This window comes from Sulfitobacter sp. HGT1 (assembly GCF_013282155.1).
In the GTDB taxonomy this organism is placed as follows: Bacteria; Pseudomonadota; Alphaproteobacteria; order Rhodobacterales; family Rhodobacteraceae; genus Sulfitobacter.
In genome coordinates this window covers 120064-146449 of sequence record NZ_BLWI01000002.1, presented here as the reverse complement: position 1 = coordinate 146449, position 26386 = coordinate 120064, and the positions used below count along the sequence as shown (strand labels likewise).

The window sequence follows — 26386 nt, the reverse complement described above, 5'->3', positions numbered from 1 at the left end:
GGGATGATATGCACGGCCTCATTAATCGAAGCATTCAAAATTATGTTTGTGACACTTTTGGCAATGACGTCTGGGGGCAGGTGACAGGCAGCGCCGACTTGGCCATTATCGATTTTGAGGCGATGATGAGCTATGACGACGACGTGACGACGCGGCTTGTTGATGCGGTTTCACTGGTGATGGGGCGGCCCATTCACGAACTGCTGGAAGATCTGGGCACCTATCTTGTCTCGACCCCAAAGCTTGAAGGGGTCAGGCGTTTGCTGCGCTTTGGCGGCGTCACCTTCGAGGAATTCCTGCTGTCGCTGGATGATCTGCCCGACAGGGCAAGGCTGGCGGTCTCGGACCTTGATCTGCCCGAACTGGAAATAGACGAACGTGGCAACGGTTGTTTCGAATTGCTGTGCCGCGGGTCCGTTTCGGGGTTCGGCTATGTTTTCGTGGGCATGCTACGCGTCATTGCCGATGATTACGGGGCCTTGGTGCTATTGGATCACGAAACCGGCAAGAATGGTGTGGAAAAGATATTTATCACTCTGGTCGACAAGGATTTCGCCCAAGGGCGGCAATTCGACCTGGGTGCGCGCCTGGGATGACATCCCTTGCGCAAGCCGGGATGCTGGACGTGCTGTGCCCCATGCATGTGCTAGTGGAAAAAGACGGCACCATCAGCCACGCCGGACCGACAATTCAAAAGATATGCAAAACCGGCGCTTTGGTCGGTGAAGCTTTCTTTGACCGGTTCGCCGTCAAGCGGCCAAAGGGCATTGTCACGATGGATGATCTGCGTCGCAAGGCGGGCAGCAGGTTGCACCTTGCGCTGGAAGACGACCCCGGCAGTGATCTGAAAGCGGTCTTGGTGCCCCATGATCACCGAACAGGCAGCATGGTGATCAACCTGTCTTTTGGCATCTCGATTCTGGACGGGGTGCGTGACTATGCGCTGAGCAATGCCGATTTCGCCGCAACCGACCTTGCCATTGAAATGCTCTATCTGATCGAGGCGAAGTCAGCCGCGATGGATGCGTCCCGCCGGCTGAACCTGCGACTGCAAGGGGCAAAGATTGCCGCCGAAGAACAGGCGTTTACCGATACGCTCACGGGGCTTAAAAACCGGCGCGCGATGGATCACGTGTTGGCGCGGCTTGTCGGTAATCAGGCGAATTTCGCGGTTATGCAGATCGACCTGGATTTCTTCAAGGCGGTCAATGACAGTTTGGGTCATGCTGCGGGCGATCACGTCTTGCAGGCGGTCGCACAGATCATGGTCGAGGAAACCCGCAACGCCGATACCGTCGCGCGGGTGGGGGGCGATGAATTCACGCTGATCCTGCCTGACGTCGCAACGGAGCAGATGTTGCTGGCCATCGGCGACAGGGTCATTGAACGGCTCAAAAAACCGATCCTCTTCCAAGGACAGGCCTGCAAGGTGTCGGCCAGCATCGGAACCGTCTGGATTTTGGAAAACCACACCATGGACGCCAAAGATATTTTATCCGATGCAGACGTGGCGCTGTACCAATCCAAAAAGGCAGGGCGGTCGCGCCAAACCCTGTTTCGACGCAACGGGGCCCGCGTATGATCAACTCTCCCGATCACCAAAGGTCCCAGCACTTGGGGGCTTTGGTGACGCGCTGGCAGGCCGTGCGGGGGGCGGCGCAATCGGTGATGCCTACGGCACTGCGACCGGCGAGTTCTACCTGTCGCCAAGGATATGCTTCGCCACACTTCGGCCAAGCGCATCGCAATTCGCCAAGCCTTGGGAAAACGGATGCCGCTTGAGGATTTGCGGCATGGCAAGGCAGTAGACCGCCCCCTGAACCTTGCTGGGCAGCGCCAGTTCGAATGGTTCCTGCACCTCTTGGTCTGGATCGACCATCGCACCAACCAATGAAGGGAAGGGCAGGGCGGAAACAGGGGCTGCGGCCTGTCCACGGGCATCAATCAGCGCGTCAAATTCGATCGCTCCGTCGATGGTCATGACCGAAACGCCACCTGACACCGTGTTTTCGAAAGCCGACTCTGATCCGGTGGGAATGATCTGAAGCACACCCGCATCATACAAGGCCAAGACCCGGCGCACCGAAATATGCGGCACCGCAGCATAACAGTCGCCAAAGACCGGCATCAGCATATCGTTGAACCTCTGCCAGTCGCTGTCGTTCAAATGCTCAAGGACCAGCTCGAAATTCTCATGCCCCCGCAAAAGCGCATATCTGTGATGCTGCGTTTCCTTGAGGGTCTTGGATTTGATCGCCGCGTTCAAGCTCTCTCGAAGCGCGCGTAGACCGCCCAGCGTTTCGCGATGATGGAAATAAGCATCGGCAAAGCCGTTGATCGTCTGAGCGTCAGGCCCAAGCTCGGCCATGTACTGTGGGGCCGCGTCGTTCAGTTCTTGCACCATCAATGCAAACACCCGTTCAAGCAGCCCGTCGGGGCCTTTTTCCAGCTCTGCTGAAACTGCGTCGGGGTGGATATATGTCAGCGGCTCATAGGGGAAGGGGTAATAGAAATCCGGTTCCGGCATGATTCCCTTATGCGAAACCATCGTGATCGAAAGATCCTCGTGCCCTGCATCGGGGAACCAGCTTACTTTATCGCCGTCTTCGATGAACCCGCCATGCGCGTTGCCAAGGGCGACGATCACATCAATGGCCGACAAGGACGACCCCAACACCCCGATCTTGCCTGCGGGTTGATCGGTGATGTTCGTATAGGGCCAGGGCGACACCAGATCAGCCTGCCCCAGTGTGGGCGAGGACGGCCAGGAATGCCCTGTCGCCACCACGACCTGATCAAAGGTGAAAACCGATTTGCCATGAGGGGTTTGGATATCAAGGCTCATGCCCGTGCCCGTCGGGGTGATGTCGTGGACCTGATGCCTTGGCAGGACATTGATAACATGCCCGGCGCTGCGGCCAGCATCACATAAATCGCGGAATTCCGATTTCATATATTCACCCAGCAAAACCCGGGGATAAAAATCGCGCGCGTCGATGTCGTCCCGCGCCATGTCCCAACCGTCTAGGAAATCATCGTCCTGGTCATGCAGCCAAGACACCAGCGGTCGGGTGATCGACGGAATCTCGCGGCTGAACGCGTTGCAATACATGTAGTCGGCATTCATGCCCGAACGGTACGGCATGCCACAGCCCATTTGGTCACTGCCCTCGAAAATGGTCAGCTCGAACAAGGCATCGCCATTTAGCAGACCCTTGGCCGTGTACATGGCCATCGGTCCTGCACCGATGATCGCGACCTTTCGTGCAGATTTCACATCTGATTTGCCCAACCTGCACGTCCCCGTTTTAAGCGCTGTCATCTGACAACCTTTCATGGGGGTGAAAGTTCCCTAGGCCATCCACAGAAACGTGCCGCAAGCGTGGCGGGTAAAGTCCGGGGGAGAGCTCAGTGAGGGGAGCGTTAGCGAGGAAAATCGCTGTTGGCGCTGGGCGTTGCAAGGTGATGTACCGCCCGACCAGATGATATTTGAACAATCGGGCGGGGTTTCCTGCGCAATAAACGCTGCAGCACCTGGTTTCTCGTGCAAGGAACAGACGCTGCGCCGTGTTGCAGCCCAATGGGAATGGGCCAACAAGATCAAATGTTTTGAAGGACAAGTGGCAGCCCGTAGGGGAGTCGAACCCCTCTTTTCAGGTTGAAAACCTGACGTCCTAACCGATAGACGAACGGGCCACTTAGCTTGTGAGCGGTTCATTAGGCAATCGCGCGAAAGGGCGCAAGTGCAAATTGCCAAAAAACGAAAAACTTTTACGCAGGGGCCGCGTCTTCCAGTCGAAGTTGTACTGATTGCCGTCCGCGCCAGCTATTGATGTCCAACCGGCCGGCCAGGTGAAACCGTGCACCGCCGTGGTTTTCAAGCGCCGGACCAAGGGGGCCGTCGAATGCACCAAAAGCGATGGCATCCATTTTGACGCCAGCACCGCCGCCGCCATCGCCAAAGCTGATTTTCAGGTGGCTTTCGCCGACGCGCTTGGCAAAACGAATCTGCATATCGGCAAAGACGTAGCGCGGGGCAGGGGCACCGGCACCAAAAGGGCCCGCCTGTTCGATTTGCTCCGCCAGTTCAACGGTGGCAGCGGCCGGCATCAGCATCCCGTCAAGGCGCAGATCGGCGGCACCGGCCAGATGGGCACCTTGCTTCTCCAGCAGCTCTGCCAGACGCGCCATCGCGGCGTCCAGCTTGTCTTCGGCCACTGTCAGCCCTGCGGCCATCTTGTGGCCACCGCCCTTGATCAGCAATCCTTCGGCGGCCAGCCGTTGGATCGGCGCGCCCAGATCAATGCCCGAAACCGATCGGCCCGACCCTTTGCCAATGCCATCCTCGAATCCGATCACAACGGAGGGGCGGTTTGACGCTTCCTTGAGGCGCGAGGCAACGATTCCCACGACGCCAGGATGCCAGCCCGCACCCGATGCCCAGACCAGCGGCGCGTCAAAGCCGCGTGCCTCGGCCTGATCCAGCGCCACGGCGCGCACGGCGTTTTCAACATCGCGGCGTTCGGTGTTCAGGGTATCGAGCCGTTCGGCCAAGGCGGCGGCCTCGTGAGGGTCGTTGGTGGCCAACAGGCGCGCGCCAAGGTCCGCTTGGCCGATGCGCCCGCCCGCGTTGATCCGGGGGCCCAGCAGAAACCCCAGATGATAGGACGCGGGGGCGGTGTCCATGCGTGCAATATCGGCAAGTGCGGCCAGACCCACGCGGTCGCGCCGCGCCATCACCCGCAAGCCCTGACGTACAAAGGCGCGGTTCACCCCGATCAGCGGGGCCACATCGGCCACGGTGGCAAGGGCAACAAGATCCAGCAGCGCCATCAGATCTGGCCCGCGCGTGCCGGCCTCGCGCAATTGGCGACCCGCCTCTACCAACATCAGGAACACCACGCCAGCGGCGCATAGATGGGCCAGCGCGCCGTCCTCGTCTTGACGGTTGGGGTTCACCACGGCGACCGCATCGGGCAGGGTTTCGCCGCCAAGGTGGTGATCCAGAACAATGACATCCGCGCCCACGGCGGCCGCAATCGGCCCGTGCGATAGGGTTCCGCAATCGACACAGATGATCAGGTCGTGCTTGGCGGCCAGCGCGGCCATGGCCTCGTCATTGGGGCCATAGCCTTCGTCGATCCGGTCGGGGATATAAAGCGTCGCCTGACAGCCCATGTCGCGCAGCCAGACCAGCAGCAGCGCGGCTGAACTGCCACCATCCACGTCATAATCGGCAAAGACCGCGATGCGTTGACGGGATTTGACAGCGCCCAGAAACCGCGTCGCCGCCTTTTCCATGTCGCGCAGGGAACGCGGATCGGGCAGCAGGTCGCGCAAGGAGGGGGCAAGGAACTGTTCGGCCTCGGCGGCGCTTACGCCACGGCGGGCCAACACCTGACACAAGGCCTGAGGCAGGGCGGTTTGCTGCAACAGCACCTCGGTGGCGCGTTCGATTTCGACGCCGGGGCCGACCCATTTGCGGCCCGTAAGGGACGCATCAACACCTAAAAAGCTCATGCATCCCTCGATCCGTTTTTATCCATCATTCACGCAGGGGCCCTGCGCCTGGTCTGCTTAGTGCTGGTCAGCCGGTGTGCGGTAATTGATCCGCCGCACCGAACCGGATTTCGACCGCATGATCAGCGTTTCGGTTGTCAGCCAGCCGGGTTCGCGTTTGACGCCGGGCAGCAAGGTCCCGCCGGTCACGCCGGTCGCGGCAAAGATCACGTCTTGGGTGACCATTTCATCGCGGGTATAGATGCGGTCCAGATCGGTGATCCCGGCCTTGTCGGCGCGGCCACGTTCGTCATCATTGCGGAACAACAGGCGGCCATACATCTGCCCGCCCATACATTTCAACGCGGCGGCGGCCAGCACGCCTTCGGGGGCACCGCCTGATCCCATATACATGTCGATGCCGGTGCCGGGTTCCGAACAATGCATCACGCCGGCCACATCACCATCCGAGATCAACCGGATCGCCGCGCCGGTTTCACGGACCTGCGTGATCATTTCCTCGTGGCGGGGGCGCTCAAGGATGCAAACGGTGATGTCTTGCGGGGTGCAGCCTTTGGCAGCGGCAAGGGCCTGCACGCGTTCGGCAGGCGTCATGTCCAATGTGACCACATCGGCGGCGTAGCCCGGCCCGATGGCCAGCTTGTCCATATACACATCAGGTGCGTGCAGCATGGACCCGCGCGGCCCCATTGCAATCACGGTCAGCGCGTTTGGCATGTCTTTGGCGGTCAGCGTGGTGCCTTCAAGCGGGTCCAGCGCGATATCAACACCGGGGCCGTTGCCGGTGCCGACTTCCTCGCCGATGTACAGCATCGGTGCCTCGTCCCGTTCGCCTTCGCCGATGACTACAACGCCTGCAATATCCAGCAGGTTCAACTGCTCGCGCATGGCATTGACCGCCGCCTGATCCGCCGCCTTTTCATCGCCGCGCCCGATCAGCTTGGCCGATGCCAATGCAGCGGCTTCGGAGACGCGGGCAAGGCCCAGTGACAACATGCGGTCTTTGAATTCGGCGGAAGAGGTCATTTTTAACGGTCCTTTTAGAAATCAGTCTGGTTGAAACGGGGTCAAAGGTCTTCGATCCGCAGGGCAACGGGATCACTCGCCAGGACGCCTGTGCCTGCCATCGCGGTCAAGGCTTCATCCAGCGCGTTGCGGGTGGTTTTGTGGGTGACGATCAAAACCGGCGCATGATCGGTGCGGTGTTCGGTCTGGCGCATCCGGTCGATGCTGATGCCTGCTTCGCCCAATACGGTCGCGACCTTGGCCAGGGCACCGGGTTTGTCCAGCAGACCCATGCGCAGATAGAATGCTGCGGGGGCCTGCGACATGGCGGATGTGGCATCGGTCAGGGTGCTGGCCTTTTGACCAAACACCGGCCCCTGCCAGCCACGGGCAAGATCGCAGATGTCGGACAAAACGGCGCTGGCAGTCGGGCCTTCGCCGGCACCGGGGCCGCGCAACACGATCTGGCCAACGGCGTCGCCCTCAAGCACGATCATATTTGTGCCGCCGGACAATTGCCCCAACGGCGATGTGTCGGGCACAAGGCAGGGCTGCATACGTTGCTCAAGCCCGCGACCGGTCATCTGGGCAACCCCCAGCAATTTGATCTTGTAGCCCATGCCAGCGGCCGCGCGGATGTCTTCGATGCTGACCCGCTCGATGCCCTCAAGGTGAATGCCGTTGAAATCAACGCGTGACCCGAATGCGATCGACGACAGGATCGCCAGCTTATGCGCGGCGTCGATGCCGCCCACATCCAGCGCCGGATCTGCCTCAAGATAGCCCAACCCGTCCGCTTCGGCGAACACATCCTCATAGGGCAGGCCCGCGTCTTCCATGCGGGTCAGGATATAGTTGCACGATCCGTTCATCACGCCCATCACGCGGGTGATCTGATTGCCGGCCAACCCTTCGCTCAACACCTTGATCACGGGAATGCCACCCGCGACCGCCGCCTCATAGCGGATATTCTTGCCTGCGGCCTCGGCCTGTTCTGCCAGTGCCTGACCGTGGATCGCCAGCATGGCCTTGTTCGCGGTCACAACATTCTTGCCCGCCGCCAAAGCGGCTTCGGTTGCGTCCTTGGCCGGACCTTCGTCGCCACCGATCAATTCGACAAACACATCGACATCATCGCGCTTGGCCAATGCGACGGGATCGTCCTCCCATGCGTAGTCCGACAGGTTCACGCCGCGGTCTTTGCCCTTGCTGCGGGCGGATACGGCAGAAATGGTGATCGCGCGGCCTGTGCGTGCCTCAAGCAAAGCGGCCTGCTTGCGGATAATGCGCACAACGCCCACACCCACCGTGCCCAATCCGGCAATCCCAAGACGAAGTGGCCCAGACTGAAGCGGATGTGACATATGCAGTTCCTTTAAGATGATGCGCGGGCGCGCCAAGACTATTCTATGGCGGCGATGTAACGGGTTCAAACCCTACGTGCAACGCAGCCAGTTACAAATTTGCCTATCTCAGCCCTTGGGACAAACGCTGCTTTTCCACACCCGTCAGAACCGAGCCGCGCAACCGGGCCGCACGCGCCTGCAATCCGGCAACCCGGGCCGCCAAAGCCTGTTCGGTCTGGCCCGTATCAACCTGACCGGCAGTGGCCTGCGCCAAAAGCGGATCAACAGGCACCAAAGCGGGATATTGCGCGGCCAGCATTTCAGGCGTTGCACGGCTATCAAGGGCCGGAAACTGCGTGCAAGCGGCGGGCAGCAGCAGGGCAAGGGCGCAAAGGCCGGAAAGGGCGCGAGTGTTCATGGGGTCAATTCATGCACCAGCAACGGTTTTCGCGCAAGCGGGGTTTGCCTTTGAACACTTGTTCAATTAGCCTTTGATCATGGCACGCACGACCGGATCACATTCAGACATCACCGGACCCAAAGTCCGAGAGGCCGCCTTGCGGTTGTTCGCGAAAAATGGCTATGCGGCCGTGTCGATGCGTGCCCTGGCAAGCGAGGTCGGCGTGCAGGCCGGGGCGCTGTATAACTACACCCCCGACAAGCAAACTCTGCTTTTCACCCTGCTTTGCGCCCATATGGAAGAACTCCTGGAGGCATGGCAGGATGACATCGGGCTTTCCCCCCTGGACCGGCTGCGCAAATTCGTGGATTTTCACATCCGGTTTCACGCCGACCGCCCGGACGAGGTTTTCATTTCCTACATGGAATTGCGCAATCTGACGCCCGAGAATTTCAGCACGGTCGAAGCGCTGCGCCGCAAATACGAGGACCGTCTGGAAGATATCTTGCGAAGCGGTGCCGCGACGGGCGATTTTGCCATAGCTGACACCAAGATCGCGACCCTTGCCGTGATCGCCATGCTTACCGGGGTGAACACATGGTTCCGCGCCGGGGGCCGCCTGTCGCTGGATCAGGTCATTGCGCAATATTGGGATATGGTGCGCAAATCGGTGATGTCGGGGTAGGGCATGGCTGCCCGTACCCCGTTGATTTAATGGGCCGCTTTGATGAACGTGCCGTTGTTCAGATCGCGCATCGCCTGACGCAGTTCGGCCTGTGTGTTCATCACGATGGGGCCATGCCACGCGACAGGTTCATCAATCGGCGCGCCTGATATCAGCAAGAAACGCACCCCCTCTGGCCCGGCCTGCAAGGTCACTTCGTCGCCGGTACCAAAGCGGATCAACGTCCGATCGCCGCTCAGATCGCGGATGTTCACCTCTTCGCCGGCGATTTCCTTTTCCAGCAACACGCCAGAAGGTTTCGACGCATCTGCAAAGGCCGCCGCCCCCTCAAAGACATAGGCAAAGGCACGGCGGTAGGTGTCGATCCTGAAAGTCTTTTTGACACCGGCTGGCACGGTAATATCCAGATATTGCGGATCGGCGGCAATGCCATCGACGGGGCCGGTCTTGCCCCAGAATTCGCCGGTAATGACTTTGACGACGGTGCCGTCATCATCGGTGATCACCGGAATATCCTTGGCCGTGACATCCTGATAGCGCGGCGCGGTCATCTTTTGCGCGGCTGGCAAATTTCCCCAAAGCTGGAAGCCATGCATCTGGCCGCGCGCATTACCGTGCGGCATTTCCTGATGCAAAATGCCCGACCCTGCGGTCATCCACTGCACATCGCCCGCCCCCAGTGTGCCGACATTGCCCAGCGAATCGCCGTGATCAACCGTGCCGGCCAGCACATAGGTGATTGTTTCGATGCCGCGGTGGGGATGCCACGGAAAACCACGTTCGAAATCCTGCGGGCGTTCGTTGCGGAAATCGTCAAACAGCAAAAAAGGGTCCAGCTCGCTTGGGTCCTGAAAGCCAAATGCGCGGTGCAGCTTGACGCCCGCCCCCTCAAGGGTGGGAACAGCCGCGCGGGTCTCGAGTGTGGGTCTGAGGGACATTGTCGCTCTCCTATCATGGGTTGGGATGAAGATAGGGTCGTGCCGCCTGTCTCGCAATATCGCAGTCGCGAACCAAATCTGTGCAAATCCGCACCTTTGCGCAGTCAGCGGGGCAGGTGTCGCAAACAGGCGCGACCTGTCGGGGTTGGGGCGGTTCACCTATCGTTAACTTTAAAGGGGAGCAGGCAGATGAAAGTTGGGTTTATCGGGTTGGGCAATGTGGGCGGCAAGCTCTCGGGCAGTTTGCTGCGCAACGGCGTGGACCTTTATGTTCATGATCTGAATGCTGATTTTGTGGCGGCCAAGGTGGCGGCGGGGGCCAAGGATGGCGCATCGCCTGCCGATCTGATGCAGACCTGCGATGTGGTGATCACCTGCCTGCCCAGCCCGGCGGCATCGGCGGCGGTGGTAACAGAAATGCTGCCCCATGTCGGCCCCGGCAAGATCTGGATGGAGATGTCGACGACAGATGCCGCCGAGATCAAGCGCCTTGGCGCTGAGGTGATCGCGGCGGGCGGTGCTGCGGTCGATTGCCCGGTTTCAGGCGGCTGTCACCGTGCCGATACCGGCAACATCAGCATTTTCGCCGCCTGTGACAGACCCACGTTCGATCGCATCCTGCCATTGCTGACGCTGATGGGGCGGCGCGTTTTGCATACCGGGGATATCGGCACAGCCTCGGTTCTCAAGGTGATGACGAATTACCTTGCGACCGTGAACCTGATCTCGGTCTGCGAGGCGATGACGGTGATGAAAGCCGCAGGCATGGATTTGGCGACAACCTATCAGGCCATCGCGATGTCTTCCGGCACGTCCTTTGTCCATGAAACCGAAAGCCAGCTGATCCTGTCGGGGTCGCGGGACGTGAACTTTACCATGGACCTGATCCAAAAGGATATCGGGCTTTTTCAAAAGCTTGCGGATGATTTCGCGGTTCCCTTGGAAGTATCCCCGCTGATCATCGACATCATGACAGACGGGCAAAAACGCTATGGGGAGCGCGCACAATCCGACCGGATAATAGAACGGCTGGAGGACGCGACGGGCCTGAAAATACTGGCGGACGGGTTTCCACAGGAATTGGTCGATGATGAGCCCGAAGAACGCGGTTATGAGGTCACGGCGCGTTCATCTTTGTAAATTCTAATGTGATGGTGCAGCTGTGTCGTGCAAGGCATTGCGGCGGGTGGATTTCCCTTGATCTAAACCAAGGCAGATCAGGAATCAAAAGGGTCAAACTGTTAAGAAACCCCGCGCCACGCCCCGACGCCTTAATCATCTGTTCAAGATTAATTCACGTTAATTAATTCTGACGCAAAGCATGAGCAAAGCGCGGCCAAATGCTTGCAAAAAATATATTTTCCGGGCGGCGGCCGATGCCAGTTCGCCCGGAAATGGGCTGCAAAAAGTTAATCAAGCGGACGCCCGATTTCAGCTGTCAAAGCCCACGAACCGCGCCACAGCGTCAACGGGGCGGCGCACCGATTTCACGTCATTCGCCGAGAAACTTTCATCCGGCCACCCAAGCGCCACACAGGTCATGATCACCTGATCGTCGGGGATTTGCGCATGTTCACGCACGACCGGCGATTGCATGATCCCCTGACCGTTGATGACCGACCCCAACCCTTTGCTCCAGGCGGCAAGCACCAGACCATAGGTCACCGCCCCCAGATCGAAATGCGCGATGGTGCCGTTGTCATCCAGCGACTTGTCGAAACACACGACGATGGACACGGGCGCATCGAACTGGCGGAAACCGCGCATCACCCAATCCTGACGGCGTTCCTTGTCTTCGCGTTCAATGCCCATGGCGGCGAAAAGCTGTTTGGCAATGTCGACCTGTCGTTCGCGGTGCACACCGGCATAGGCCCCGTGATCGCTGATTTCGCGGACCGGCGGCACCCCTTGCAACATGCGGGTGGAATTGCCCTCGCGGACGTTTTCGAGCGGTTGGCCCGTCAGGACGTGAAAATGCCACGGCTGGGTGTTCATCGAAGAGGGCGCGCGGTTGGCCAGCGCAATGATCTCTTCCAGCAACTCGCGCGACACCGGGTCTTTGGTAAAACCCCTGATGCTGCGACGCCCCAGCATTGCCTGTTCCAGTTCCATGATGTCGCTCCCTACGTTTCCTGACAGACGTCAGCGTCTTGCAAAGGGCGGGCGGGGTCAAGCGCCGCTTTGCGCGCTGCCGCTGCGTCAGATCAGCAGTTGGGCACGTTCACGGCCAAGCCGCCAAGCGAGGTTTCCTTGTATTTTTCAGACATGTCCGCACCGGTCTGGCGCATGGTTTCGATACAGGCATCCAGCGGCACCAGATGCGTGCCATCGCCGCGCAGCGCCAGTGACGCCGCCGATACCGCCTTGATCGCGCCAAGGCCGTTGCGTTCGATGCAGGGCACCTGCACCAGCCCGCGGACCGGATCGCAGGTCATGCCAAGATGGTGTTCCAACGCGATTTCGGCGGCATTTTCGATCTGTTCGGGGGTGCCGCCCATCACGGCGCATAATCCGGCGGCTGACATGGCGGCGGCCGATCCGACTTCGGCCTGACAGCCTGCTTCGGCACCGGAGATCGAGGCGTTGAATTTCACAAGCCCGCCAATCGCTGCGGCCGTCAGCAGGAAGTCTTCGATATGCGCCTCTGACGCGCCGGGCACGTGATCGAGGTAATAGCGCAAGGTCGCGGGCATCACGCCTGCGGCTCCGTTGGTGGGCGCAGTGACAACCTGACCCCCGGCGGCGTTTTCCTCGTTCACCGCCATGGCGTAAACGCTCATCCAGTCGTTGATCGTGTGGGGTGCTTGCTGGTTCAGACCGCGTTCAGCCAGTAATGCGTCGTGAATGCCCTTGGCACGGCGTTTGACGTTCAGACCGCCGGGCAGGATGCCACCGGTCTCCAGCCCGCGATTGATGCAATCGTTCATCACCTGCCACAGGCGTTTGGACCCGTCGCGCAGATGCGCCGCACCGCCGCGTGATTCTTCGTTCGCGCGTTTCATACCGGCGATGGATTTGCCCGACGTCTTGGCCATCTCAAGCATCTCGGCGGCGGATTTGAACGGGAAGGGCACGGGCGCGCCTTCATCCGTGTCCTTGCCCGCGGCCAGTTCCGCCTCGGTCATCACAAAGCCGCCGCCGATGGAATAATACGTCTCGCGCAGGGTGACGTCGCCTTGGGCATCGGTGGCCATCAGCATCATGCCATTGGCGTGGCCGGGCAGCTTCAGATCATAGTCAAAGATCATATCCGTTTTCGGGTTGAACTTTAGCGCGCCGAAATCCGGCAGGGTGATCTGGTTGGTTTCGTGAATTTCGGCCAAGACGGCTTCGGCTTGCGCGTGGTCATATTCCTGAGGGGTGAAACCCGCGAGGCCAAGGATTGTGGCGCGGTCGGTGGCGTGACCGACACCGGTAAAGGCAAGGCTGCCGTGCAGCGACGCGCGCAAACCTGCAAATTTGAACGGTGACGCGCGCATCTGGTCCAGGAACCGCGCGGCGGCCACCATCGGCCCCATGGTGTGCGAGGAGGACGGACCAATGCCGACTTTGAACATATCGAAGACAGAGAGAAACATCAGGTGGCACTTCCTTGGGGTGGGGTGGCATATTGCGGGGCGGAAAACGGCGTGGGGCCAAGCCCTTCGGCCTTTTGGGCGGCAGCCGTACAGGGCAGGGTTTCAAGCGACAGGCACATCGCCTTGAGGTGGGGCAGATCATCCAGATCGAACCAGTCGTGGTCCTTTTGCACGGGGTACAGCACGCACCAGCGCAGCAAGGCGGCAAGGTAAAACTGGAGCGCCATGTCGAAAGGCCCCTGTGCTGCCCGTGCATCCAGCGATTTCAGATGACGTGCCAAGGCGGTTTGCATGGTGTGACGCAAGGCTGCCTGATGGGCGGGGTCGGGGCCTGCGTATTTTTCAGGGTAAAACGTCATGCGCAACGCCGGATGAACGGTGTTTGAGATGAAAAACAACCACTTGAGGAAATCTGCGCGTTTGGGGTTGTGGATTTTCGGGGCCAATTCGCCATGCCGGTCGGCAAGCCAAAGCAGGATCGCACCGGTTTCAAAGATCGCGCCATCGGGGCATTCCAGCACGGGGATCAAACCATGCGGGTTCAGTGCCAGATAGCCCGGCGACGTTTGCGCCGCTGTGGCACGGTCAACCAGAACGGTGCGATAGGGCTGGCCCAACGCCTCGAGCGCCAATCGGATGATAAGCGACGCGTTGTCGGGCGCATAATGAAGGATATAGCTGTTCATTTTGCTGTGTTAGCCGATTACGGGCGGGCAGAGCGATTGAAAACGACATATTCGCGCGCATTGCAGAAGGCAGCGCGGGAAAACGTGGCTGGTTTGGGCCGTAATGGGGCGCTACAGCGTGCTGCGGACACAAATTGCAGCATCGCGTAAACCTGTCGCGCCGTTGCGGGTTTTGAGGGGTCGCACCCACCGCCGTCAGAGTCTATAAGGGCAGCGATAAATCAGGAGTCGCTATCATGGCCGGAGAACTGTCACCAATTGACAAGGCGAAATTTGTAGCCGCGAAACGTGCCGCGCAATTTGTCGAAGACGGCATGCGCGTCGGGCTGGGCACCGGATCAACCGCTGCCTGGTTGGTGCGCTGCTTGGGCGAAATGGTGCGCGATGATGGTCTGCGGATCAAAGGTGTGCCGACATCGACCCGCACCGCACAGCTTGCCCGCGAAGTGGGAATCGAAGTCATCAGCCTGGACGAGGCGAAATGGCTGGACCTGACCATTGACGGTGCCGATGAATTTGACGGCGAACTGAACCTGATCAAGGGTGGCGGCGGGGCCTTGCTGCAAGAAAAAATCGTGGCGACGGCCTCTGACCAAATGGTGGTGATCGCGGATATCGGCAAAGAGGTCGAAACCCTTGGCGCATTCCCCCTCCCGATCGAGGTGATCCCCTTTGGCTGGCAAACGACCCAGGCCTTGGTCGAAGAAACGCTGATTTCGATGGATGTGCTGGGCCGTACGTCAACCTTGCGGATGAATGGCGACATTCCCTTTATCACCGACGAGGGCAATTACATCATGGATTTGCACCTGAACCGGATTGGCAATGCGCGCCAATTGTCGCTGGTGCTAAATCAGATGCCCGGCGTTGTTGAAAACGGGCTGTTCATTGATATCTGTGATGCCGTGGTCATCGGCTATGGTGATGGCCGCGTCGAAGTGCGCGACATCAACGAAGGTACCGTTGACCGTGACCGTATGGATTTCGTCGAGACGGATAACCTGTTTTCCGACCTGAACGACTAATAGATATTAAAGGCCCGCAACCAATGAGTGATTTCGATTTTGATCTGTTCGTAATTGGTGGCGGTTCGGGGGGCGTGCGTGCTGCGCGTGTCGCGGCCAGCGAACACGGGGCCAAGGTCGGTCTGGCCGAGGAAGACCGCTATGGCGGTACCTGCGTGATCCGGGGCTGTGTGCCGAAAAAGCTGATGGTGTTCGCATCGGGCTATGCCGGTTTGGCGGACGAGGCGCAGGCCTATGGTTGGGACATCAAGCCCGGCACCTTTGACTGGCATGCATTCCGCAAGCGTATGAGCGCTGAACTGGACCGTCTTGAAGCCGTGTACCGCAAGCTGCTGGCCGGGTCCGGCGTTGAAACCTTTGATGCGCGCGCCACGATCAAGGACGCGCATACGGTGGAACTGTCCACCGGCGAGGTGAAAACCGCCAAGCACATCTTGATTGCAACCGGTGGCCGCCCCGTGCGGCCCGATCTGCCGAATGCGGATTTGGGGATTGTGTCGGATGATATCTTTCATCTGGAACAGCTGCCCAAGTCGATCCTGATTGTTGGCGGTGGCTATATCGCTTGCGAATTCGCCTGCATCTTGCAGGGGCTGGGTGTCGAGGTGACGCAGTATTACCGCGGGGCGCAAATCCTGCGCGGTTTTGATGACGAAGCCCGTGGTCTGGTCGCTGAATCGATGCGCGAGAATGGTATCGACATCCACACCGGCACCAACATCGTTGAAATGGCGCTTGAACGGGACCGTGACGAAACCACCAACCCCGGCAATTCGGGCGCGGCCATGGGGGCCACCGTCGATCAGGCCGGAGAGTTGAACCGTCACAATGCTTCCGCCCGCGATGGGACACAGGGCCCGATCTGGGTCAAATCCACCAATGGCCGCGAAAAAGTCTTTGACATGGTGCTGTTCGCCACAGGCCGCACCCCGATGACCCAGGATATGGGTCTGGAAGAGGTCGGCGTGACCCTTGGCCGGGGCCGCGAGATCAAGGTGAACGAATATAGCCAGACCGGCGTGCCGTCGATCTATGCCATCGGCGATGTGACAAACCGCGTGAACCTGACACCTGTCGCAATCCGCGAAGGCATGGCGTTTGTCCAGACGGTCTTTGCCGGAAACCCGACACCTGTGGATCACGACCTGATCCCGTCGGCGATCTTTACCCAGCCCGAAATGGGCACCGTGGGTCTGAGCGAGGAAGATGCGCGCGACGCTGGACCGGTCGAGATCTATGTGACCTCGTTCCGCCCCATGCAAACCGCCTTTGCCGAACAGAACCAGCGCGTGATGATGAAACTGATCGTGTGTCAGAATACCCGCGTTGTCTTGGGGTGCCACATCGTCGCACCAAATGCGGGCGAGCTGATCCAGCTTGTGGGCATCGCGGTCAAAGCGGGGCTGACGAAAGAGCAGTTTGATGCGACATGTGCGGTACATCCGACCATGTCCGAAGAACTGGTCACGATGCGCACACCAACGCGCACAGCTTGAAATCCGGGCATCTATGCCCAAGTTTGAACGAGACGAGACCGCATTCGCGGTCATAATAGGGAAGAGTTAATGGCTGGAAATACAGGCGGCCCTTGGGGCGGCGGAGGAAACTCAGGCGGCGATAAACCTGGCGGTGACCAGAACAAACCGACTGGACAACGACCAACTGGCGGGGGCCGTGGCCCCGGTGGCGACAAACCACAAATACCGGAAATTGACGAGCTGGTGAAAAAAGGCCAGGAACAGCTGCGCGTTCTGATGGGCGGCAAGGGCGGCAACCGGGGCACCGGTGGTTCCGGCGGCGGCATGGGCAGCAACGGCCCGCGTTTCACCCGTGGCACAATCGGTCTGGGCGCTTTGGCGGCAGTCGTGTTGTGGGGGATGGCCAGCTTTTACACCGTGCGCCCTGAACAGCAGTCGATTGAACTGTTCCTTGGTGAATTTTCGGGCATCGGCACCGAAGGTCTGAACTTTGCGCCTTGGCCCGTTGTCACTGCCGAAGTCTTTGACGTCACCACCAACCGCGCCGAAACCATCGGTGCCGGCCGTACCGGTGGCGACAACGAAGGCTTGATGCTGACCACGGACGAAAACATCGTCGATATCGATTTTCAGGTGGTCTGGAACGTGAAGAACGCGCAGGATTTCAAATTCTCGCTGCGTGACCCCACGGCCTCTGTGCGGGCGATTTCTGAATCGGCCATGCGCGAAATCATTGCGCAATCCGAACTGGCACCGATCCTGAACCGTGACCGTGCCACAATCGAAGCAACGGCCCGCGAGCTGATCCAAACCACATTGGACAACCGCCAGACCGGTATCAACATCATCCGCGTCAACTTTAACAAGGTGGATCCGCCCAGCCAGACGGTCACAGTGACCGATGACAATGGCCGGGTGTCACAAGAATCCGTCATCGACGCCTTCCGCGATGTTCAGGCCGCCGAGCAGGAACGTGACCGGGTTGAACGTCAGGCCGACGCCTATGCCAACCAGCGTACCGCCGAAGCACGTGGTCAATCCGCGCAATTGCTCGAAGCCGCCGAAGGCTACCGCGCGCGCGTTGTGAACGATGCTGTGGGTGAGGCAAGCCGCTTTGAGGCGGTTCTGACCGAATATACGGCAGCACCCGAAGTGACGCGCAAGCGTCTGTACCTTGAAACGATGGAGAAAGTCCTGGGCGATGTCGACAAGATCATTCTTGAGAATAACCAGGACGGAGGCGGGCAGGGCGTTGTTCCCTATCTGCCGCTCAATGAATTGCGTAGCTCGAACCGGGGGTCAAACTGATGCATAAGGCAAATCTCATTATCCCCGTAATCGTGATTGCAGCGATTGCTGTATTGTCCTCGATCTTTATCGTTGATGAACGTGAAAAAGCATTGGTGCTGCGCTTTGGCCAGATCAAGCAGGTGCGTGAAACCGCGGGCATCGGGTTCAAAATCCCGCTGCTGGACGAAGTCGTGCGTTATGACGACCGTATCCTGTCGCTTGAAACCCCGATGATCGAAGTCACGCCAGCCGATGACCGTCGTTTGGAAGTGGATGCCTTCGTTCTGTACCGCATCGCGGACATCCGCCAGTTCCGTCAGGCCTTGGGTGCCGATGGGGCCCGTCAGGCTGAAATCCAGCTCAACGGTATTCTTGATGGTCAGATCCGTGCGGTTCTGGGTTCGCAAGGTGTCACATCGAACACGATCCTGTCGCCCGAACGGTCGGCGCTGATGGATCAGATCCGCGAACGGTCTGATGCACGTGCGCAGGCTTTGGGTCTGGATGTGGTCGACGTGCGTTTGCGCCAGACCAACCTGCCAGAGCAGAACTTTGACGCGACATTGCAGCGGATGATTGCGGAACGTGCCCGCGAAGCGACCGATGAACGCGCCCGTGGCCGCGAGGCCGCACAGCGTGTGACGGCCCTTGCGGATCGTACCTACGAGGAAATCCTGTCGGAAGCCCGCCGTGATGCCCGCATCATCGAAGGTGAAGCAGACGCCGCGCGCAACAAGATCTTTGCCGAGGCCTATTCCAAGGACGCGGAATTCTTTGAATTCTACCGTTCGCTGAGCGCCTATGAAATAGCGTTGCAGGGCAAGAACTCGACCATGGTGATGTCGCCGGACAGCGAGTTCTTCAACTACCTGCGCTCTGATCAGGGCAGCCGCTCGGTCGAGGGTGAAGGCAACTAAAGCCGCTCTCGGTGATCCAAGATTTGAAAGGGCCAGCCATCGCGCTGGCCCTTTTGGTTTTTGGGTTCAGGGATGGGCGCATTGTCGACCTTCGAGATGTAGCCTTCAGTCTAAGGCCTAGCGTCTGGTTTGAGCCCGATTGCACCAATTCGGCGATGCACATGAACAGCGGCTTTAGTCTGGCACACTGCAACAGCTTAGGTGTTTCAAGATAGGATTTCCGTCAAAGAACTTTGATGGTAAAAGTTCCATCATGAGAATACGTGATGAAATCCCCGGCGACGAAGCAGCGATATATACGCTAACAAAAATCGCCTTTGCACCAGTCGAAATGAGCGATGGCAGTGAACCGCAGATCGTTGATCGCCTTCGTGAAGGCGGTAACCTTGTCCTCTCACTCGTCGCTGTGGAGGAAGATCAGATCGTTGGCCATATTGCCTTTTCTCCGGTGACTCTATCGAGTTCTCAGGGACATTGGTTCGGCCTTGGCCCCGTTTCGGTTCAACCGGCGCGTCAACGTGCAGGAATAGGTCGGCAGTTGATTGAAAAAGGTCTGGAGAGGCTTCGGTCACTCGACGCCGCCGGTTGTGTCCTTTTAGGCGACCCGACCTACTATGGCCGCTTCGGCTTTTCATCTCCCGGTGATCTTACATACGGCGAGGTCCCCACGGAATACATGCTGGCGCTCGCATTCCAGACCGAGCGGGCCAAAGGCGAAGTGCTATACGCTTCCGCATTTGGAGGCTAACCGGCTTCTTGCCGATCTTCACTAAGAGGGGGCTTGAGCAAAGCATACCTTCGCCGAACGAACCTGAACCGTAACAAAGTTCGGGTAGCCCCCCAAACACACACTGAATCTTTGGTAACTTGATCTGCCCGCGCCCGATGCCTGTTGAATTGCGCGTGATCGACCCCATCTTTCAGCTTGCAGCACTGGAACTGCGGATGCACTCTGGTGTCAGGAAATGGGGGTCTTGTGGCCCCGCCCTTTGTTCAGGAGATGATGAATGCAGCCGAAGGCCGTATCCGTGTCAAAATCAATCGCCCCGTCGCCACAGTTCAAATGGCTGATGATGGGTATGCTGGCCCTTGCCTTTGTGCTGATGCAGACCGTCATGGCCTATGCCAAGCCGGAAAGCCTGGCACCGCTCGCTGAAAAGATCAGCCCCTCGGTCGTCAACATCACGACCTCGACCACGGTCGAAGGGCGTACCGGCCCGCGCGGCATTGTGCCCGAAGGCTCCCCCTTCGAAGATTACTTTCGCGAATTTCAGGACCGCAACAACGACGGCCAGACCCCGTCGCCGCGCAAATCATCCGCGCTTGGGTCCGGGTTTGTGATTTCCGAAGACGGGTATGTCGTGACGAACAACCACGTCATCGAGGGCGCGGACGAGATCACGATCGAGTTTTTCTCGGGCGAGGAACTGACCGCCAAGGTGATCGGGACCGACCCCAACACCGATATTGCCCTGCTCAAGGTCGAAGCCCCGAACCCGTTGCCCTTTGTCACATTCGGCGACAGCAACGCCGCGCGCGTGGGCGATTGGGTGATCGCAATGGGCAACCCGCTGGGGCAGGGGTTCTCTGTCTCGGCCGGGATCGTGTCGGCGCGCAACCGTGCATTGTCAGGCACGTATGACGACTACATCCAGACCGACGCCGCGATCAACCGTGGCAACTCTGGCGGGCCGTTGTTCAACATGGACGGGGCCGTGATCGGTGTGAACACCGCGATCCTGTCGCCCAACGGCGGCTCTATCGGGATCGGGTTTTCCATGGCGTCGAACGTGGTGACCCGGGTTGTGGACCAGCTCAAGGAATTCGGCGAAACCCGCCGTGGCTGGCTGGGCGTGCGCATTCAGGATGTGACGCAGGACGTGGCCGATGCGATGGGTCTGTCGACTGCAACCGGTGCCTTGATCACCGACGTGCCGGATGGCCCTGCAAAAGATGCGGGTCTGAAAACCGGTGACGTGATCATGAGCTTTGCCGGCGTCGAAGTCCAAGACACCCGTGGTTTGGTCCGTCAGGTTGGCAACAGCGCCGTGGGGGCCGCCGTGCGCGTCACGGTCCTGCGCGAGGGCAAAACCCAGACGTTGAAAGTCACCCTTGGCCGCCGCGAAGACGCAGAAGACGACAGCACCCCTGCTGCCGACCCCGAAGAAGGTGCAGAGCCGCAAGGCCCCGAAACAGTGTCCATGCTGGGTCTGACCGTCACTCCGCTGACCGATGACATGCGCGAAGAATACGACGCGGATGAAAGCACCAACGGTTTGGCCGTGATCGAGGTCGACGAGGCATCGGAAGCCTTCGAAAAGGGGCTGCGCAAGGGCGACGTGATCACAGAGGCAGGCCAGCAAAGCATCACAACGATTGCGGATCTGGAAGACCGGGTGACCGAGGCTCGCGATGCAGGGCGCAAATCCTTGCTGCTGCTGGTGCGCCGTGCCGGTGATCCACGTTTCGTGGCGATCGGCCTTGATGAATAATCCTTGATCCTGGATCGACGGTTTTTGAAACCCGCCTTTGCCCTGCATTGGCGGGTTTTGCTTTGTCGGTCTGGCGACACCTTCCTAGTTGTTTCACATATCGAAAGTAGCTAGGTTTCTTTGAAAAAAAGGAACTCTTGATGCCCGAAACCACGTCTGCGACCGTTTACCCCGAACGTCTTCACGCCCTGCGCAAGCAGACGTTGGCCGAGGCAGACATCACAAGCGTTCAGAACCAGGACCTGATCCAAAGCCGTCGCGAACAGATTTGCGATGCCGCGTTGGAGCTGTTTCTGGAAAAGGGGTTCGCGGCCACCACCATACGCGATATTTGCGCGCGCTCGGGTGTGAATCAGGCCAGCATCTATGACTATATCGCCAACAAGAATGACATCCTGCGCCGCCTGTTGAACCAGCTTTGGTTCCGCGAGGACGTGCCGACCCTGTCGGTGATGCTGCAAGATCAATCTGTGTCCCTTGAGGATGCGATTGAACAGTATTTCCGCGAATGCTGGGCCCATAAACGCAAGGGCACATTGTTAGCCTATCGTTGCGTGCCGCATATGCAAGCCGAAGATCGCCACGCGCTGCATGCCCGCGAATATGCCGCGATGAAGGATCTGGCCGATCAGCTGAGCCTGCGGCTGGGGATCGATACCGAAGACCGCCGCCTTGATATCGTGTCAAACCTGATGGTGTTTCTGTCGGCCTTCGGCCCCATGCGCGACTGGCTGAACCGTGATATTCCGAACGACCTGATTTTGCGCAGTGTCGCCGTTGGTGCCGCCGCGATGGTGCGGTCTTTGGTGGATGCAGACGCCAAGTAGGCAAGGTGTCACGCAGCAAGGCCCGCGCTAGGCCCATGTCACGTCTTGCGGGCGCGGATCACTGTATGGTGGCTGACGATCTGATACCCTAATTCGGCGGCCACGCGGCCCATAAGTTCGGCGATTTCGGTGCCGGGAATTTCAACCAGATCGCCGCTGTCGACGTCAACCAGATGGTCGTGATCGGTAGGGGGCGTCATTTCATAGCGGGCAGGGGCGTCATCCATCACCAGCTTGCGCACCAGACCGGCATTTTCCAGCACAGACATGGTGCGGTAAACCGTGGCGACCGATACCGTATCATCCAGCGCGCGCGCCTTTTCATACAGGTCTTCGACATTGGGGTGGTCATCGGTTTCAGACAGGATCGTCACTATTGACGCCCGCTGCGGGGTGACGCGCAGCCCTGCGTCGCGCAGCAATTGTCTGTAATCGGGGTCGTTTTCCAATGCGGTCACCATCCTTGCGTTGCCCTGACTTTATGCAAGTTTTTCCGTCCCTGCAAGTTTTTGCGAACTATTCTCATTCGCATATTTGACATCTGCGAATAATTCGCATTTACATGTAGCAAGGCAAATGGGGTATGGAGGCTTCGGTGAAGAAATCATTGTTATCGACGGTTGCTGCGGCAGTTATGATGGCGACCGGCCCCGTTTGGGCGGCGGATTTCAAGGTGGTGACAACCTTTACGGTTTTGGCCGACATCGCCCAGCAGGTGGCAGGGGACGCAGCCGAGGTGGTTTCGATCACCAAGCCGGGTGCCGAAATTCACGGCTATGAGCCGACCCCGCGCGATATTGTGGGGGCGGTCGATGCGGATCTGATCTTGTGGAACGGTATGAACCTCGAACTGTGGTTCGAACAGTTTCTGTCCAACCTTGGCGATATCCCGTCGGTGACTTTGACCGACGGCATTGATCCGATTTCGATCTCGGCCGGGGATTACGAAGGCAAGCCCAACCCCCATGCGTGGATGGGTCTGGATAATGCGCTGATCTATGTCGACAACATTGCCGCCGCTTTCGCGAAGTATGACCCTGACAATGCAGCGACCTATATGGCCAATGCAGAGCGGTATAAGGGCGAAATCCGTGATACGATCACCCCGCTGCGCGACCGCGTGGCGCAGATCCCCGAAGACAAACGCTGGCTGGTCACCTGCGAAGGGGCGTTCAGCTATCTTGCGCGCGATTTCGGGATGAAAGAGCTGTATCTATGGCCGATGAACGCTGACCAGACCGGCACACCGCAGCAGGTCCGCAAGGTCATCGACGAAGTACGCGCCAATGATATCCCCGTCGTGTTCTGCGAAAGCACCGTCAACACCTCGCCTGCCAAACAGATCGCGCGCGAAACCGGCGCGGCCTTTGGCGGGGTCTTGTATGTTGACAGCCTCAGCACCGCCGAGGGGCCAGTACCCAGCTATCTTGATCTGTTGCGGGTAACAGCGCAGACCATTGCGGACGGGTTATCGGAAAATTTGAAGTGATCGGAAAACAGATATGACGCGCGCCGAAATCCAACACGACGCTGAGCATTTCCCGCCCCAAGACAGCGGCATCTCTGCGCATAATGTGACCGTGACCTATCGCAACGGTCACACCGCGCTTTATGATGCGAGTTTCGAAATCCCGCGCGGTACGATCACGGCATTGGTGGGGGTGAACGGCGCGGGCAAATCTACGCTGTTCAAGGCCATCATGGGCTTCGTGCCCGCCGCCGCAGGCGAAATCAGACTGCTGGGCAAAACGGTGCGCGAGGCCCTGCGCGAGAACCTTGTTGCCTATGTGCCCCAATCCGAAGAGGTCGATTGGGCCTTTCCGGTGCTGGTGCAGGATGTGGTGATGATGGGGCGCTATGGCCATATGGGGTTTCTGCGCCGTCCCAAGGCCGCCGATCACGCCGCCGTGGACGAGGCATTGCGCCGCGTGAACATGACCGAATTCCGCGACCGCCAGATTGGCGAATTGTCCGGTGGTCAACGCAAACGCGTGTTTCTGGCCCGCGCTTTGGCGCAGGATGGTCGGGTGATCTTGTTGGATGAGCCTTTCACGGGCGTTGACGTCAAGACCGAGGACCAGATCGTCGCCTTGCTGCGCGAATTGCGCGACGAGGGCCGTGTGATGCTGGTCTCGACCCATAACCTTGGCTCCGTGCCCGAATTTTGCGACCGCACCGTGTTGGTCAAGGGGACGATCCTTGCCTACGGTCCGACCGAAACGGTCTTTACCCATGACAACCTTGAACTGGCGTTTGGCGGTGTGCTGCGCCACTTTACCCTGGGGGGGGACGACCTGCATGAAGACGATGACGGCCGCGAACTGCGGATCATCACCGACGATGAACGCCCCTTTATTCACTATGGCGAGGCCCGGGTGAAAACCGGGGACGACACATGATCGACCTGCTGCTAGAGCCGTTCGGCTACGGCTATATGTTCAACGCCATGTGGGTGTCGGCCATGGTTGGCGCGGTATGTGCATTTTTGTCCTGCTATCTGATGCTGAAGGGCTGGTCGCTGATCGGCGACGCGCTGAGCCACTCTGTCGTGCCCGGCGTGGCGGGGGCCTATATGCTGGGTCTGCCCTTTGCGCTTGGGGCGTTTCTGGCGGGCGGTCTGGCGGCGGGGGCGATGTTGTTTTTGTCGGGGCGTTCGGGGCTCAAGATCGACGTGATCATCGGCATTATCTTTACCTCGTTTTTCGGACTGGGGCTGTTCATGGTGTCGCTGTCGCCCATGTCGGTTAGTATCCAGACCATTATCATGGGCAATATTCTGGCCATCGCGCCGTCGGATATCATTCAACTGGCGATCATCGGGGTGGTGTGCCTGACGGTTCTGCTGCTGAAATGGAAAGACCTGATGGTCACGTTTTTTGACGAGAACCATGCGCGGTCCATCGGGCTCAAGCCGGACCTGCTGAAGGCGATATTCTTTATGCTGCTGTCGGCTGCGGTTGTGGCCGCGATGATGACAGTGGGCGCGTTTCTGGTGATTGCGATGGTGGTCACCCCGGGTGCCACGGCCTATCTGCTCTGTGACCGGTTTCCGCGCCTTATTATCGTGTCGGTGATCATCGGCACGCTCACGGGGTTTCTGGGGGCCTATGCCAGCTATTTTCTGGACGGTGCCACGGGCGGTGTGATCGTCACGTTGCAAACCGCGATCTTCCTGCTGGCGTTTGTCTTTGCGCCCAAACACGGCGTGCTGGCGGCGCGGCGCAAGGCGGCCCAGGCGTTGCAATCCTTGCGTCAAGAGGCCCGGTCATGATCGAGACCTTACTGTTCCCGTTCCAGTTTCCCTTCATGCAAAACGCCTTTTGGATCGTGCTGCTGGTGGCCCCGCCCACGGCATTGCTGTCGTGTTTTCTGGTGCTCAAGGGCTGGGCGCTGATGGGCGATGCGGTCAGCCATGCGGTGCTGCCGGGGGTGGTGCTGGCATGGATCACGGGCATCCCGCTGATCATTGGTGCCTTTGCCGCCGGTATGTCTTGTGCCCTGCTGACGGGGTATCTGAGCCATAACAGCCGGATCAAGCAGGACACCGTGATGGGGGTCGTTTTCTCGGGGATGTTCGGGATCGGGATCATCATGTACACGTCGATTTCAACCAACCAGCATCTGGATCACATCCTGTTCGGCAACATGCTGGGGGTCGGCCCGCAGGATCTGTGGACGGCGGGCATCATCTCGGCCTTTGTGACGGCGTTCATGGTGCTGAAGTGGAAAGACCTGCTGCTGCATGCCTTCGATCCGGCCCAGGCGCAGGCCAGCGGTCTGAGAACCGGCGTGCTGCATTACGGCTTGCTTGCGGTGCTGTCGCTGACCATCGTCTCGACCCTGACGGCGACGGGATTGATCCTTGCTGTGGCGTTGCTGATCACACCGGGGGCGATTGCGTTTCTACTGGTGCGCAGCTTTGGCCCGATGCTGATTGCATCGGTGGTGGTTTGCACGCTTTCGATGTTCGCGGGCACCTATCTTAGCTTTTTCATCGACAGTGCACCGGCCCCGACGATCGTGTTGATCCTGACGGCGGTGTTCATCGCGGCCTTCATGAACCGTCTTTACGTCACGCACAAAACCTCGCGGATCGCGGCAGAGGTTGACCCGCGCTGACAGACCGTCGCAGACTGCGAAAGATGCCGCAGGTATGTCAGGGGTCGCTTTGGCGGCAGGGCATCTGTGGCCAGTCCTGA

At 59.3% G+C, this 26386-nt stretch carries 25 protein-coding genes and 1 tRNA gene; 15 read left to right on the top strand and 11 right to left on the bottom strand.

Annotation, left to right across the window (positions count from 1 at the left end):
• Positions 1-8: 8 nt before the first annotated feature.
• Both HGT1_RS02795 and HGT1_RS02790 read left to right on the top strand, forming a co-directional pair.
• Positions 9-596 (top strand): heme NO-binding domain-containing protein, encoded by a 588-nt coding sequence (locus tag HGT1_RS02795; RefSeq protein WP_176248462.1) that lies wholly within the window; start codon positions 9-11, stop codon positions 594-596.
• The gene (locus HGT1_RS02790; RefSeq protein ID WP_255200076.1) at positions 593-1582 is read left to right on the top strand and encodes a GGDEF domain-containing protein; all 990 of its coding nucleotides are present in this window, start codon (positions 593-595) and stop codon (positions 1580-1582) included. The genes HGT1_RS02795 and HGT1_RS02790 overlap by 4 nt, the downstream gene beginning before the upstream one ends.
• A 114-nt stretch (positions 1583-1696) precedes the next feature.
• Here the strand turns inward: HGT1_RS02790 and HGT1_RS02785 are convergent, their stop codons facing one another.
• The 6 genes from HGT1_RS02785 to HGT1_RS02760 form a co-directional block, all read right to left on the bottom strand.
• Positions 1697-3322 (bottom strand): FAD/NAD(P)-binding protein, encoded by a 1626-nt coding sequence (locus HGT1_RS02785; RefSeq protein ID WP_176248461.1) that lies wholly within the window; start codon positions 3320-3322, stop codon positions 1697-1699.
• Positions 3323-3621: 299 nt separating this feature from the next.
• Positions 3622-3696 (bottom strand) — tRNA-Glu (locus HGT1_RS02780).
• Between the two features lie 75 nt (positions 3697-3771).
• Positions 3772-5520, bottom strand: a complete 1749-nt coding sequence (gene recJ / locus HGT1_RS02775; RefSeq protein WP_176248460.1) for a single-stranded-DNA-specific exonuclease RecJ — start codon at positions 5518-5520, stop codon at positions 3772-3774.
• A gap of 57 nt (positions 5521-5577) precedes the next feature.
• Positions 5578-6546: a class II fructose-bisphosphatase gene (gene glpX, locus HGT1_RS02770; protein WP_176248459.1), complete on the bottom strand. Its 969-nt coding sequence runs from the start codon at positions 6544-6546 to the stop codon at positions 5578-5580.
• A 41-nt stretch (positions 6547-6587) separates the two neighbouring features.
• A complete protein-coding gene (locus HGT1_RS02765) occupies positions 6588-7889 on the bottom strand; it encodes a homoserine dehydrogenase (protein WP_176248458.1) in 1302 nt (433 codons plus the stop codon).
• Between the two features lie 103 nt (positions 7890-7992).
• Positions 7993-8289, bottom strand: a complete 297-nt coding sequence (locus HGT1_RS02760; RefSeq protein WP_176248457.1) for a hypothetical protein — start codon at positions 8287-8289, stop codon at positions 7993-7995.
• A gap of 79 nt (positions 8290-8368) precedes the next feature.
• Between HGT1_RS02760 and HGT1_RS02755 the strand changes: the two genes are divergently transcribed.
• Positions 8369-8956, top strand: a complete 588-nt coding sequence (locus tag HGT1_RS02755) for a TetR/AcrR family transcriptional regulator (RefSeq protein ID WP_176248456.1) — start codon at positions 8369-8371, stop codon at positions 8954-8956.
• Between the two features lie 26 nt (positions 8957-8982).
• Here HGT1_RS02755 and HGT1_RS02750 read toward each other — a convergent pair whose 3' ends face one another.
• Positions 8983-9894, bottom strand: coding sequence for a pirin family protein (locus tag HGT1_RS02750; RefSeq protein ID WP_176248455.1), 912 nt, complete (start codon positions 9892-9894; stop codon positions 8983-8985).
• Positions 9895-10083: 189 nt separating this feature from the next.
• Here HGT1_RS02750 and HGT1_RS02745 point away from each other — a divergent pair, with 189 nt between their 5' ends.
• Complete coding sequence (locus tag HGT1_RS02745; protein WP_176248454.1) at positions 10084-11034, top strand: NAD(P)-dependent oxidoreductase; 951 nt, start codon at positions 10084-10086, stop codon at positions 11032-11034.
• A gap of 291 nt (positions 11035-11325) precedes the next feature.
• Here HGT1_RS02745 and HGT1_RS02740 read toward each other — a convergent pair whose 3' ends face one another.
• The 3 genes from HGT1_RS02740 to HGT1_RS02730 form a co-directional block, all read right to left on the bottom strand.
• Entirely contained in the window at positions 11326-12006 is a 681-nt protein-coding gene (locus HGT1_RS02740; protein ID WP_176248453.1) for a nitroreductase, read from the bottom strand.
• 92 nt (positions 12007-12098) lie between these two features.
• Complete coding sequence (locus tag HGT1_RS02735) at positions 12099-13472, bottom strand: L-serine ammonia-lyase (RefSeq protein WP_176248452.1); 1374 nt, start codon at positions 13470-13472, stop codon at positions 12099-12101.
• Positions 13472-14158 (bottom strand): glutathione S-transferase family protein, encoded by a 687-nt coding sequence (locus tag HGT1_RS02730; protein WP_176248451.1) that lies wholly within the window; start codon positions 14156-14158, stop codon positions 13472-13474. Before HGT1_RS02730 ends, HGT1_RS02735 begins: the two co-directional genes overlap by 1 nt.
• Positions 14159-14394: 236 nt before the next feature.
• Between HGT1_RS02730 and rpiA the strand changes: the two genes are divergently transcribed.
• The 7 genes from rpiA to HGT1_RS02695 all read left to right on the top strand — a co-directional run bounded on the left by rpiA (position 14395) and on the right by HGT1_RS02695 (position 22187).
• Complete coding sequence (gene rpiA / locus HGT1_RS02725; RefSeq protein ID WP_176248450.1) at positions 14395-15183, top strand: ribose-5-phosphate isomerase RpiA; 789 nt, start codon at positions 14395-14397, stop codon at positions 15181-15183.
• 23 nt (positions 15184-15206) lie between these two features.
• Complete coding sequence (locus tag HGT1_RS02720) at positions 15207-16679, top strand: FAD-dependent oxidoreductase (protein WP_176248449.1); 1473 nt, start codon at positions 15207-15209, stop codon at positions 16677-16679.
• Between the two features lie 69 nt (positions 16680-16748).
• On the top strand, positions 16749-17969 hold the full coding sequence (gene hflK / locus HGT1_RS02715; RefSeq protein ID WP_176248448.1) for an FtsH protease activity modulator HflK: 1221 nt from the start codon (positions 16749-16751) through the stop codon (positions 17967-17969).
• On the top strand, positions 17969-18868 hold the full coding sequence (gene hflC, locus HGT1_RS02710; protein WP_176248447.1) for a protease modulator HflC: 900 nt from the start codon (positions 17969-17971) through the stop codon (positions 18866-18868). The genes hflK and hflC overlap by 1 nt, the downstream gene beginning before the upstream one ends.
• A gap of 253 nt (positions 18869-19121) precedes the next feature.
• Entirely contained in the window at positions 19122-19616 is a 495-nt protein-coding gene (locus HGT1_RS02705; protein WP_176248446.1) for a GNAT family N-acetyltransferase, read from the top strand.
• 259 nt (positions 19617-19875) lie between these two features.
• Positions 19876-21360: a DegQ family serine endoprotease gene (locus tag HGT1_RS02700; RefSeq protein WP_176248445.1), complete on the top strand. Its 1485-nt coding sequence runs from the start codon at positions 19876-19878 to the stop codon at positions 21358-21360.
• Between the two features lie 140 nt (positions 21361-21500).
• Positions 21501-22187: a TetR/AcrR family transcriptional regulator gene (locus tag HGT1_RS02695; RefSeq protein ID WP_176248444.1), complete on the top strand. Its 687-nt coding sequence runs from the start codon at positions 21501-21503 to the stop codon at positions 22185-22187.
• A gap of 38 nt (positions 22188-22225) precedes the next feature.
• Here the strand turns inward: HGT1_RS02695 and HGT1_RS02690 are convergent, their stop codons facing one another.
• The gene (locus HGT1_RS02690) at positions 22226-22648 is read right to left on the bottom strand and encodes a Fur family transcriptional regulator (protein ID WP_255200075.1); all 423 of its coding nucleotides are present in this window, start codon (positions 22646-22648) and stop codon (positions 22226-22228) included.
• A 173-nt stretch (positions 22649-22821) separates the two neighbouring features.
• Between HGT1_RS02690 and HGT1_RS02685 the strand changes: the two genes are divergently transcribed.
• The 4 genes from HGT1_RS02685 to HGT1_RS02670 are packed head-to-tail and all read left to right on the top strand — an operon-like array spanning position 22822 to position 26306.
• Positions 22822-23676 carry a metal ABC transporter substrate-binding protein gene (locus HGT1_RS02685; protein ID WP_255200085.1) on the top strand — a complete coding sequence of 285 codons (855 nt, stop codon included), beginning with the start codon at positions 22822-22824 and terminating at the stop codon, positions 23674-23676.
• A gap of 13 nt (positions 23677-23689) precedes the next feature.
• Positions 23690-24586 (top strand): manganese/iron ABC transporter ATP-binding protein, encoded by an 897-nt coding sequence (locus HGT1_RS02680; protein WP_255200074.1) that lies wholly within the window; start codon positions 23690-23692, stop codon positions 24584-24586.
• Positions 24583-25458, top strand: a complete 876-nt coding sequence (locus HGT1_RS02675; protein ID WP_176248442.1) for a metal ABC transporter permease — start codon at positions 24583-24585, stop codon at positions 25456-25458. Before HGT1_RS02680 ends, HGT1_RS02675 begins: the two co-directional genes overlap by 4 nt.
• On the top strand, positions 25455-26306 hold the full coding sequence (locus tag HGT1_RS02670; protein ID WP_176248441.1) for a metal ABC transporter permease: 852 nt from the start codon (positions 25455-25457) through the stop codon (positions 26304-26306). The genes HGT1_RS02675 and HGT1_RS02670 overlap by 4 nt, the downstream gene beginning before the upstream one ends.
• Positions 26307-26386 lie beyond the last annotated feature (80 nt).

Bases quoted from the DNA above. Each gene is read 5' to 3' on its own strand.
- HGT1_RS02795 (WP_176248462.1), top strand. From the start codon at position 9: ATGCACGGCCTCATTAATCGAAGCATTCAAAATTATGTTTGTGACACT.
- HGT1_RS02790 (WP_255200076.1), top strand. From the start codon at position 593: ATGACATCCCTTGCGCAAGCCGGGATGCTGGACGTGCTGTGCCCCATG.
- HGT1_RS02785 (WP_176248461.1), bottom strand. From the start codon at position 3,322: ATGACAGCGCTTAAAACGGGGACGTGCAGGTTGGGCAAATCAGATGTG.
- recJ (WP_176248460.1), bottom strand. From the start codon at position 5,520: ATGAGCTTTTTAGGTGTTGATGCGTCCCTTACGGGCCGCAAATGGGTC.
- glpX (WP_176248459.1), bottom strand. From the start codon at position 6,546: ATGACCTCTTCCGCCGAATTCAAAGACCGCATGTTGTCACTGGGCCTT.
- HGT1_RS02765 (WP_176248458.1), bottom strand. From the start codon at position 7,889: ATGTCACATCCGCTTCAGTCTGGGCCACTTCGTCTTGGGATTGCCGGA.
- HGT1_RS02760 (WP_176248457.1), bottom strand. From the start codon at position 8,289: ATGAACACTCGCGCCCTTTCCGGCCTTTGCGCCCTTGCCCTGCTGCTG.
- HGT1_RS02755 (WP_176248456.1), top strand. From the start codon at position 8,369: ATGGCACGCACGACCGGATCACATTCAGACATCACCGGACCCAAAGTC.
- HGT1_RS02750 (WP_176248455.1), bottom strand. From the start codon at position 9,894: ATGTCCCTCAGACCCACACTCGAGACCCGCGCGGCTGTTCCCACCCTT.
- HGT1_RS02745 (WP_176248454.1), top strand. From the start codon at position 10,084: ATGAAAGTTGGGTTTATCGGGTTGGGCAATGTGGGCGGCAAGCTCTCG.
- HGT1_RS02740 (WP_176248453.1), bottom strand. From the start codon at position 12,006: ATGGAACTGGAACAGGCAATGCTGGGGCGTCGCAGCATCAGGGGTTTT.
- HGT1_RS02735 (WP_176248452.1), bottom strand. From the start codon at position 13,472: ATGTTTCTCTCTGTCTTCGATATGTTCAAAGTCGGCATTGGTCCGTCC.
- HGT1_RS02730 (WP_176248451.1), bottom strand. From the start codon at position 14,158: ATGAACAGCTATATCCTTCATTATGCGCCCGACAACGCGTCGCTTATC.
- rpiA (WP_176248450.1), top strand. From the start codon at position 14,395: ATGGCCGGAGAACTGTCACCAATTGACAAGGCGAAATTTGTAGCCGCG.
- HGT1_RS02720 (WP_176248449.1), top strand. From the start codon at position 15,207: ATGAGTGATTTCGATTTTGATCTGTTCGTAATTGGTGGCGGTTCGGGG.
- hflK (WP_176248448.1), top strand. From the start codon at position 16,749: ATGGCTGGAAATACAGGCGGCCCTTGGGGCGGCGGAGGAAACTCAGGC.
- hflC (WP_176248447.1), top strand. From the start codon at position 17,969: ATGCATAAGGCAAATCTCATTATCCCCGTAATCGTGATTGCAGCGATT.
- HGT1_RS02705 (WP_176248446.1), top strand. From the start codon at position 19,122: ATGAGAATACGTGATGAAATCCCCGGCGACGAAGCAGCGATATATACG.
- HGT1_RS02700 (WP_176248445.1), top strand. From the start codon at position 19,876: ATGCAGCCGAAGGCCGTATCCGTGTCAAAATCAATCGCCCCGTCGCCA.
- HGT1_RS02695 (WP_176248444.1), top strand. From the start codon at position 21,501: ATGCCCGAAACCACGTCTGCGACCGTTTACCCCGAACGTCTTCACGCC.
- HGT1_RS02690 (WP_255200075.1), bottom strand. From the start codon at position 22,648: ATGGTGACCGCATTGGAAAACGACCCCGATTACAGACAATTGCTGCGC.
- HGT1_RS02685 (WP_255200085.1), top strand. From the start codon at position 22,822: ATGATGGCGACCGGCCCCGTTTGGGCGGCGGATTTCAAGGTGGTGACA.
- HGT1_RS02680 (WP_255200074.1), top strand. From the start codon at position 23,690: ATGACGCGCGCCGAAATCCAACACGACGCTGAGCATTTCCCGCCCCAA.
- HGT1_RS02675 (WP_176248442.1), top strand. From the start codon at position 24,583: ATGATCGACCTGCTGCTAGAGCCGTTCGGCTACGGCTATATGTTCAAC.
- HGT1_RS02670 (WP_176248441.1), top strand. From the start codon at position 25,455: ATGATCGAGACCTTACTGTTCCCGTTCCAGTTTCCCTTCATGCAAAAC.